This window comes from Ensifer sp. ENS06 (genome assembly GCF_014852205.1).
Taxonomy (GTDB): Bacteria; Pseudomonadota; Alphaproteobacteria; order Rhizobiales; family Rhizobiaceae; genus Ensifer; species Ensifer adhaerens.
The window spans coordinates 169,220-177,323 of record NZ_JACVBC010000013.1 but is presented as its reverse complement, the minus strand read 5'-3'; the positions used below and the strand labels follow the sequence as shown (position 1 = coordinate 177,323).

The window sequence follows — 8,104 nt, the reverse complement described above, 5'->3', positions numbered from 1 at the left end:
ATCCGAACTCACCGATCGCCGGCATGCCGGTGCTCGAAGTCTGGAAGGCCAAACAGGTGTTCGTCTCCAAGCGTGGCCAGGGAACCGGTTACTCCGGCATCGAGAACCCGCTGTTCTACAAGGACAACACCCGCATGTTCTACGGCGACGCCAAGAAGAGCATCGACCAGCTGCTGCCCGCGCTGGCGTGATGACGCCCTGAAAAGACAACTCATCGCTCCGCATATAGGGGCGGTGAGTTCAACTCGGTTGATGAGCGACCGATGCGTCCGATGGCGTCGCCCTAGGCGCCGAGTAGGTCGGGTTTGACGACCATCAGAGCTATTATCAGAGCAAAAAGCGAGATCGATGCCAGGCGGCCGCCCAAAGCGCGCTTGTTTCTAAGAAGCGTTCGGACTTCCATTTTGTCGATCGTGCCTTCAAGGGCTGGATGCACCTGTGCCTCCCATGGCCGCACGACCCTGCTTTCGACAATCATCAAGGCGGCGATCAGGGTGAATGACATCAGTAGCCAGGGTGTCGATAGCGGCCACCCACCCAAAACGATGAGGCCAATGCCTCCGGCAATCCCTATGCCGGTGAGCAGACCTGCAATCCTGTTTGCGGTCAGGGCCAACTTTGCAGCCCCGATTTGCCCTCGCCGGGCAGAAATGAAAAGGAGCTCCCTTGCTGCAAACAGCAGAAATGCCGTGCCCATGGCCGCGGCATGAATCATCACGACGTGTGCGTACATCTCTTTTTACCTTGGTATGGAGCTTCGAGAAGCGGTCGCTCGACCGCTCGTGCTGCATTTGATTTCGACACGAGGTTGGCTGTCGGATTGGCCGCGTGCAGCCTCAATTGTGAGCGATCACTCGCAAAAATCTACTCGCGTTCGAGAAGCTGTCTCTGCGAGCGCTCCCGGTTCATATTCCCCCGGTAGTTCGCGCAGTTGGACGCCGGCGTTCACGGAGCGACATCAAGTCGCCAAGACCCAGCTCGCATCTTGGATGTCTGCTACCCGAAGGCCGTTACTTCAGGTAGCGCGTGATCAGCGTCGTCACTTCGTTGATGAAGGCGTCGACGTTCCCATCGTTTAGCTTCTCTGGACTGTCGACCACCGCGCCGTGCGTCAGCGCCTCCGTGCAGCTGACGCAAATGTAAGCGGCCAGATCCAGATCCATCGGCCGCAGTTCTTCCTTGTGCAATTCGAGATAAGCCCTGATCAACCCGTAGAACTCTCTGTCAAAACCGTCGATCGTACCGATCCGCCCTGCACGTGGCGTTTCCTCGACCAACACCCGATGAAGGTCCGGGTTCACACGATGAGCATCGATCATCGTCTTGACCAGTTCGCGCACGGCACTGTCGAGCGGCAGCGTCGCCACTTTGGCCAGCGTACCCCGCAAGACATCCACCATCTCGCTCTTGTGGCGTTCGATGACGGCAACGACGAGCGCTTCCTTGCCCGGAAAATACTGATAGAGAGAGCCGATGCTGACGCCGGCCTCTTCGGCAATCCGGTTTGTGTTGGCGCGTTCAAATCCTTCTTTGATCAATGCACGCGCAGTCGCTTCGACCAAGGCCTCGATCATCGCTCGCGAGCGTTGCTGCGAAGCGACCTTTCGTGGCGTCAGGAGAGCTTTCTTGTCCATTCGGCTTTGATCCGGTCGCGGCGGCCCACTTTCAGTTGGCGATCGATAGCGACTGACGCGGCGTTTCCATTGGCGAAAACCCGAAGCGCTTCTTGTAACAGGTGGCAAAGTATTGGCTCGATGAGAAGCCGCAATCAAAGGCGATGTTGGTGACCGATTGCGCGCCGCTTTCAAGAAGCAGCCGTGCGGCGTTGAGTCGGAGCGTCTGGAGGTAGCGGACAGGCGTCATGTTGGTCAGCACCTGGCAATGCTGCGAAAATTGCGTGCGGGAAAGATTGCACTCCGCCGCCATGTTCTCGAGCGTCCAGTCCTCGTCGAGCGCATGACGCAGCCGCTTCAGGAAGATCTCGACCGTGCGCTTCGAGCTTGCAAGAGCAAGATCGAGAACCGGTGCCTGGCTTTCCAGCATCTGGCGGAATTGCAGCAGCATCATCGAAATCAAGAGGCGCAGGTGCGCCTCTCCACCGTCGATATCGCCGCCTGCCACCACCTCGTGGATGTCGAGGAAGGTGCGGGTAACTTCGCGGGAGGCGTTGTAGGAAATCTGTTCGTTCTTCGACAGAAGTTCGCTCAGGCGCTTTCGGTCGCGCTCGGGCCAGCCGATCCAGTCGGGCCACAGCCAGGTTTCGTGTGGTCGGCGCACGCCCATATCCATGAGCACCCAGATGATGTGGCTGGCACCGACATTGGGATCGCCGAGCGCGTGCAACTGCCAGGGCCGCACGACGAACATCTGGCCTTCGTTGATCGTCGTCCTGCGGCCATCCATGGTGATCGTCAATGAGCCGCGCGCCAGATAGGCGATCTTGACCCCCTCGTTGCAATGTTCGCGCAGGCCCCAGTCCTGCGGGGTCGTCGCATCCCATCCGCCGACGGAACAGACCTGCGGCAGCGCCGCGCCGAGGTCGATGCCGGGATAGCCGCGTCGCGTCCAGGCGTTGAGCGACACCTGGCCGGCAAGCGAGGCCTTCATCAGGTCCTGGCAATTGCCGGCATAGAGCAGGGCGCCCGGCTCGCGGAAGACCGCGGGCCGATTGACCGCCCGTTCGTTGCTGCTCTTCGTCATCCCGCTCCCCCGCAGATGTATAAAATTTACCAGTCGTCTATTTCGAACGCAGGCAGCGATTTATTGCGCAATGCTTGGACATCATCAAGCGGCATTTTGGAGGCGCTGGTGATTTGCCATTGAAACTCAATGGCATGGGGGAAATTGGGAGGATTTTGCCGGTGCGGATAGGCTTCCACACGGACGCGTTCAACTCGGCCTACTGGTCGTTTGAAAAATGCCTGGAATGGGCGAGCGACAACGATTTGCACTTCATCGAGTGTGGTCTGATCGACGGCGTGAGCTGGATCCACGGACTGGGCTATCAACCGCATGTCGCGCTCTACGAGGACCCGGTCCTCTTGCGTCGCAAGATGGAGCGTTACGGCGTGCGCTTTTCCCAGGTCGATGCGGCCTATCCGCTGTCTGGTGAGGACGGACCGCTCAGAGGTGTGCCCTATGTGCTGAAGTCGATTGCCTGGGCCGCGCAGGCCGGCAGTCCCTGCGTCGACACGACCGACGGGCTCCACATGCCGCCCGGACTTACCGAAGAAGAGTCGATGGCGCTGATGAAGCGCAGCTACGAAAAGATCGTCGAAGTCGCTGAAGCGCACGAGATCGTCGTCAACATCGAGCCTCATGGTCATTTCACGACGCGTCCGGAATTCATGGAGCGCATGCTCGCCTTCGCAGACAGCAAGTGGCTGCGCATGAACATGGACACCGGCAACACCTTCATCGCCGGCCAGGAACCGCCGCAGTTTCTGTCGCGGTTCATCGACAGGGTGTCTCATGTCCATCTTAAGGACGTGTCACCGTCGCTGGCAGCGGCTGCCCGTGGCGGACAGACCGGGATCGCGGTCAGCCATTGTGCGCTCGGCGATGGCGTCAATGCCGAGAATATCAAGACCTGTCTCGCCATGCTTCGCGACCACGGCTACGACGGCGTACTCAGCCTCGAATGCGAAGGCGCCGCCGGCCCGATGATCGAAACGTCACTGGCCTGGATCCGCGCGACGTGTCGCGATCTCGGCATTTCGCTGAAGTGAGCGCGTCATGAAGCTTGGTATCAATCTCCTTTGCCTGACCGATTTCGTCGAGGAGAGGCATCTCGACAATATCGGCCGGTTGCGCGATCTCGGGTATGATGGCGTCGAAGTGCCGGTTCTGTCGGGCAAGGTCAGTCACTACGAACGCCTGGGCCGCGAATTGGACGGGCTCGGCCTTGGCCGATCCACCACATCGATCGTCCCGACGCCTGAGGCAAACCCCGTCAGTTGCGATGCCGAAGTGCGGGCGCGCGGGCTTTCCCATCTCGACTGGGCGCTGGATTGCGCAATAGCGCTTGGTGCTGAAAGCATGGGCGGGCCGTTTCATGCCCCGATCGGCTTCTTTACCGGCAGGGGCGCCAGCGAAGACGAGTTGAAGTATGGGGCAGACGCGCACCATGCGCTGGCGGAGCGGGCGGCGGCCAACGGCATGCATTTGAGCCTCGAGCCGCTCAATCGCTTCGAGACTTATTTTCTCAACACGATGGAGCAGGCGCGTGCCTATGTGGATCGCGTGGCGCATCCTGCCTTCAAGATCATGTACGACACGTTCCATGCCAATGTGGAGGAGCGTCGGCCGGAGGCGGCGATCCGCCTGATTGGCCAGGATATCGGGGTCTTCCATGTCTCCGAGAACGATCGTGGCATTCCCGGGCGGGGGCATATCGAATTTGGCGCGATGTTCACGGTGTTGAAGGAGATCGGCTATGACGGTTGGCTGACGCTTGAGGCATTCGGCGCCGGGCTGCCGGCGATCGCGACGGCGACCCGCGTCTGGCGGCCGCTGTTTCCCGACTTCGATACGCTCTTTTCCGAGAGCGCGACATTCATCCGCAAGACATGGGCTGCTGCATGAACACGAAACACCCCGCTATCGAGATGCGCGGCATCGCCAAGAGTTTCCCCGGTGTCAAGGCGTTGAAAAACGTCAGCTTCTCCGCGCATTGCGGTGAGGTCCATGCGCTGGCGGGAGAAAACGGTGCCGGCAAGTCGACGCTGATGAAGATCCTCTCCGGCATCTATCGGCCGGACGCAGGCGCGGTTGTCGTAAACGGTGAGGAACGGCATTTCACGCATCCGCTTGCGGCGATCCGCGCGGGCATTGCCGTCATCTATCAGGAATTCTCCCTACTGCCCGAGCGAACCGTCGCACAGAACATCTTCCTCGGCCGCGAGCCGACGCGCCGCGGTCTAATCGACCACAGGGCGATGAACGACGAAGCGCGGCGCGTGCTTGCGCTCTTCGGCTCGGCGCACCGGATCGAGCCGAGCACCGTTGTCGCTGACCTCGACGTCGCCAGCCAGCAACTGGTGGAGATCGCCAAGGCGGTGTCGCTAGAGGCAAAGGTGATCGTGATGGACGAGCCGACGGCAGCGCTGAACGAGGCCGAATGCGAGGTGCTCTACGGTCTCGTCGACACCTTGAAGAAAAGCGGTGTGGCGATCGTCTACATCACCCACCGCATGCCCGAAATCACGCGGCTGGCCGATCGTGTTACCGTGCTCAAGGATGGCGAGGTGGCGGTTCGCTTCGACCATGTGCCTGAGCCCGAGGCGATCGTACGAGCCATGGTGGGCCGCGACCTTGGCGATTTCTATGCGGAACCGGCAGCACCGCAGGAGATCGGCGGCGTCGTGCTCTCAGTCCGCAACGCCGGCAACGAACGGCTGAAAAATGTGTCCTTCGAACTGCGCGCAGGCGAGATCGTCGGTTTTTCGGGCTTGCAAGGGGCAGGGCGCGTCGCGCTCGCGCAGGCGATATTCGGCCTTTCTCCCTTCACCAAGGGTGAGATCACCCTTTCCGGCAAGCCGGCGCGGTTCACCAGTCCGCGCGAGGCGATCAGCGCCGGGGTCGGGTTGCTGCCGGGCGATCGCAAGGCCGAAGCGCTGGTGTTGATGCAATCGGTCGTCGACAACGGCATGCTTACGTCTCGCGCACTCTCCGGCCTTTCCGGCAATGCCAATGCGACGCCTTTCGTTTCGGCGGAAGCGATGGAAAAGCTGCTGCGCGAACTCGACGTGCGCGCCGGCAGCTTTGCCCAGGACATCAAGGCGCTGTCGGGCGGCAACCAGCAGAAAGCCATCGTTGCGCGCTGGCTGGCGCTGGCGCCTCGGCTGTTGATCTTCATCGAGCCGACACGCGGCATCGACGTCAATGCCAAGGCCGGGATCTACCACCTGATGCGCGATCTCGCGCGCAAGGGCACGGCCATCATGATGGTCTCGTCCGATCTCCCGGAGGTTCTCGGCGCATCCGACCGCGTCCTTGTGATGCGGAACGGCGAACTCGTCGCGGCGTTTTCGCGCGGGGCCTCTGAAGCCGATGTGATGTTGGCGGCAACTGGCGAGGAGGCGGTGGCAGCATGAACAAGGCAACTCTCACTCGGCGTCCCGCCTGGCGCATGGAACACTACGCGCCGGCGCTTCTGCTCGGTCTGGCCGTCCTGATCTATGCGGCGATTGCGCTCAGCCTCGGCCTGACACGCTTCCTGACACCGGAGGCGACCGTCTCCATCCTTAACCGATCCATCGCGCTCGGCATCACCGCCGTTGGACAGACTTTCACCATCCTCGTCGGCTCGATCGACCTGTCGGTGGCCCATCTCATCTCGGCCTCGGCCGTGGTGTCCTCTGCGATCATGAACGGCGACCCTGCGATGATGGTGCCGGCCGTTGCTGCGGTGCTTGTGATGGGGACGGTGGTCGGAACCCTCAACGGGCTCCTGATCACCCGCCTCGATGTCAACCCGCTTATCGCGACGCTCGGCATGGCGCTGATCATTCAGGGCTGTCTTGCCTCCTTTCATGGCCGGTTCGGCGGCTCGGTACCGGATGCGTTCCAGTATTTCGCCTATGGCGAGGTGCTCGGGCTGCCGGTCAGCCTGGTCGTTCTGGCGCTGCTGGTCCTTGGCGCATGGATCGTCCTGCGCTTCACGCGCTTTGGCTCCAACATCTACTCGGTTGGAGGCAACCGCGACACGGCGCGCGCGGCCGGCATCAACACGACGCGGGTCGTCATGGCGAGCCATATCATCTGCAGCCTTTGCGCGGCGCTCGCCGGCCTCTATTTGGCCAGCCGCCTGAAATCCGGTTCGCCCTGGATCGGCACGGAGGGCGCCTATGATCTGGAATCGATCGCCGTCGTCGTCATCGGCGGCACAATCCTCTCCGGCGGCAAGGGTGGGATCTGGGGCACTGTTGCCGGCGTGATCATTTTCTCGCTGATCGATTCCATCTTCAATCTCGCCGGCATTGACGCCTTCGCCAAGCAGGTAATGCGCGGCATCATCATCGTCGCCGCCGTCGCCTTTTACGCAGTCCGTTCAAAGAGGATAGTGGCATGATCCAGGAAACCGTCGGCTCCGCAAAGACGCGCGGCGTGGCAAGCATTGGGCGGCTGCCGAAGATCAATCCCGTCTTCTTCGTGCTGGCAGCCCTTCTCGTTGCCATCACGTTTTCGAACCCGAACTTCATCGAGCCCACGGGCTACATGAATTTCCTGAAGCGAGCCGCTCCTCTTGCAATCCTTGCGGCCGGCCAAATCTACGTCATCGTCTCCGGCGGTTTTGACCTTTCGGCAGGCTCGCTCATCACGCTGACGGTCGTCGGCTCGTCGATGCTGCTCGACAACAGTGCCGATGCGACCTGGTGGGTGATTGCGGTCATGTATGCGGTGGGGCTCGCCGTCGGCGTGGTGAACGGCCTGGTCGTTTCCTATCTGCGGGTGCCGTCATTGATCGCCACGCTCGGCATGATGATCACGCTCAATGGTGCTGCCTTCATGTGGTCGAGCGGATCACCGCGCGGCTACCTGCCGGAGACGTTCCGCTTCTTCGGGCGCGCCAGCCTTCAGGGCATTCCATTGATCCAGTTCCTGCCGGTGGCATTGCTGGTGCTGTTGGTCGTCGGCTTCGTCTTCTTCTGGCTCATGCATCGCACCAATCTCGGGCGCATGCTGCATGCGCTCGGCGACAATCCGCGCGCGGCGCAAATGTCGGGTGTGCCGATCGAGAGGGTGCGCATCATCGCCTTTGTCGCCTCGTCGCTGAGCGCGGTGACGGCCGGCATCCTGCTCGGTGGATTTGCGGGCGTATCAACCGATGTCGGCGTCGGCTACGAGCTGCAGGCGATCACCGCCTGCGTGATCGGCGGAGCGCAGCTTCTCGGCGGCCGCGGCTCCGTGCCCGCCTCGATTGCAGGCGCGCTGACGCTGACCGCCATCTTCACGCTGCTCAACTTCATCGGACTGCCGAAGCCGACGCGCGATGTCGTCCAGGGCTTGATCCTGATCGCCGCAGTCGTGCTTGCAACCTACCGGCGCAACCGCGCCGGCGGGACCTGATTTCGAGGGTCAGAGCGGGTTGCGGGCGCTTTCC

General features: G+C 61.6%; 9 protein-coding genes. 6 read left to right on the top strand and 3 right to left on the bottom strand.

Going from position 1 to position 8,104, the window contains the following annotated elements; genetic code table 11:
• Positions 1–191 (top strand): NAD(P)(+) transhydrogenase (Re/Si-specific) subunit beta (locus IB279_RS30300; protein ID WP_192340456.1); only part of this gene is annotated, 191 nt, incomplete at its 5' end.
• Positions 192–283: 92 nt separating this feature from the next.
• Here the strand turns inward: IB279_RS30300 and IB279_RS30295 are convergent.
• From IB279_RS30295 to IB279_RS30285, 3 genes are all read right to left on the bottom strand, one after another.
• Entirely contained in the window at positions 284–733 is a 450-nt protein-coding gene (locus tag IB279_RS30295; RefSeq protein ID WP_060580785.1) for a DUF2269 family protein, read from the bottom strand.
• A gap of 277 nt (positions 734–1,010) precedes the next feature.
• Positions 1,011–1,634 carry a TetR/AcrR family transcriptional regulator gene (locus tag IB279_RS30290; protein ID WP_060580784.1) on the bottom strand — a complete coding sequence of 208 codons (624 nt, stop codon included), beginning with the start codon at positions 1,632–1,634 and terminating at the stop codon, positions 1,011–1,013.
• Positions 1,635–1,665: 31 nt separating this feature from the next.
• Entirely contained in the window at positions 1,666–2,700 is a 1,035-nt protein-coding gene (locus IB279_RS30285; RefSeq protein WP_060518040.1) for an AraC family transcriptional regulator, read from the bottom strand.
• Positions 2,701–2,861: 161 nt separating this feature from the next.
• On the opposite strand from IB279_RS30285, the gene IB279_RS30280 reads away from it, so the two are divergent.
• From IB279_RS30280 to IB279_RS30260, 5 genes are read left to right on the top strand one after another with little or no spacing between them, the layout of a single operon-like run.
• Positions 2,862–3,728 (top strand): sugar phosphate isomerase/epimerase, encoded by an 867-nt coding sequence (locus IB279_RS30280; protein ID WP_192340454.1) that lies wholly within the window; start codon positions 2,862–2,864, stop codon positions 3,726–3,728.
• Between the two features lie 7 nt (positions 3,729–3,735).
• On the top strand, positions 3,736–4,584 hold the full coding sequence (locus tag IB279_RS30275; RefSeq protein WP_060518036.1) for a sugar phosphate isomerase/epimerase: 849 nt from the start codon (positions 3,736–3,738) through the stop codon (positions 4,582–4,584).
• Positions 4,581–6,095: a sugar ABC transporter ATP-binding protein gene (locus IB279_RS30270; protein WP_113136009.1), complete on the top strand. Its 1,515-nt coding sequence runs from the start codon at positions 4,581–4,583 to the stop codon at positions 6,093–6,095. Before IB279_RS30275 ends, IB279_RS30270 begins: the two co-directional genes overlap by 4 nt.
• Complete coding sequence (locus IB279_RS30265; protein WP_082566303.1) at positions 6,092–7,072, top strand: ABC transporter permease; 981 nt, start codon at positions 6,092–6,094, stop codon at positions 7,070–7,072. The genes IB279_RS30270 and IB279_RS30265 overlap by 4 nt, the downstream gene beginning before the upstream one ends.
• Positions 7,069–8,070 (top strand): ABC transporter permease, encoded by a 1,002-nt coding sequence (locus IB279_RS30260; protein ID WP_051659341.1) that lies wholly within the window; start codon positions 7,069–7,071, stop codon positions 8,068–8,070. The genes IB279_RS30265 and IB279_RS30260 overlap by 4 nt, the downstream gene beginning before the upstream one ends.
• Positions 8,071–8,104 lie beyond the last annotated feature (34 nt).

Excerpts from the sequence above, each read along its gene's own strand:
- IB279_RS30295 (WP_060580785.1), bottom strand. The coding sequence starts at position 733 with ATGTACGCACACGTCGTGATGATTCATGCCGCGGCCATGGGCACGGCA.
- IB279_RS30290 (WP_060580784.1), bottom strand. The coding sequence starts at position 1,634 with ATGGACAAGAAAGCTCTCCTGACGCCACGAAAGGTCGCTTCGCAGCAA.
- IB279_RS30285 (WP_060518040.1), bottom strand. The coding sequence starts at position 2,700 with ATGACGAAGAGCAGCAACGAACGGGCGGTCAATCGGCCCGCGGTCTTC.
- IB279_RS30275 (WP_060518036.1), top strand. The coding sequence starts at position 3,736 with ATGAAGCTTGGTATCAATCTCCTTTGCCTGACCGATTTCGTCGAGGAG.
- IB279_RS30270 (WP_113136009.1), top strand. The coding sequence starts at position 4,581 with ATGAACACGAAACACCCCGCTATCGAGATGCGCGGCATCGCCAAGAGT.
- IB279_RS30265 (WP_082566303.1), top strand. The coding sequence starts at position 6,092 with ATGAACAAGGCAACTCTCACTCGGCGTCCCGCCTGGCGCATGGAACAC.
- IB279_RS30260 (WP_051659341.1), top strand. The coding sequence starts at position 7,069 with ATGATCCAGGAAACCGTCGGCTCCGCAAAGACGCGCGGCGTGGCAAGC.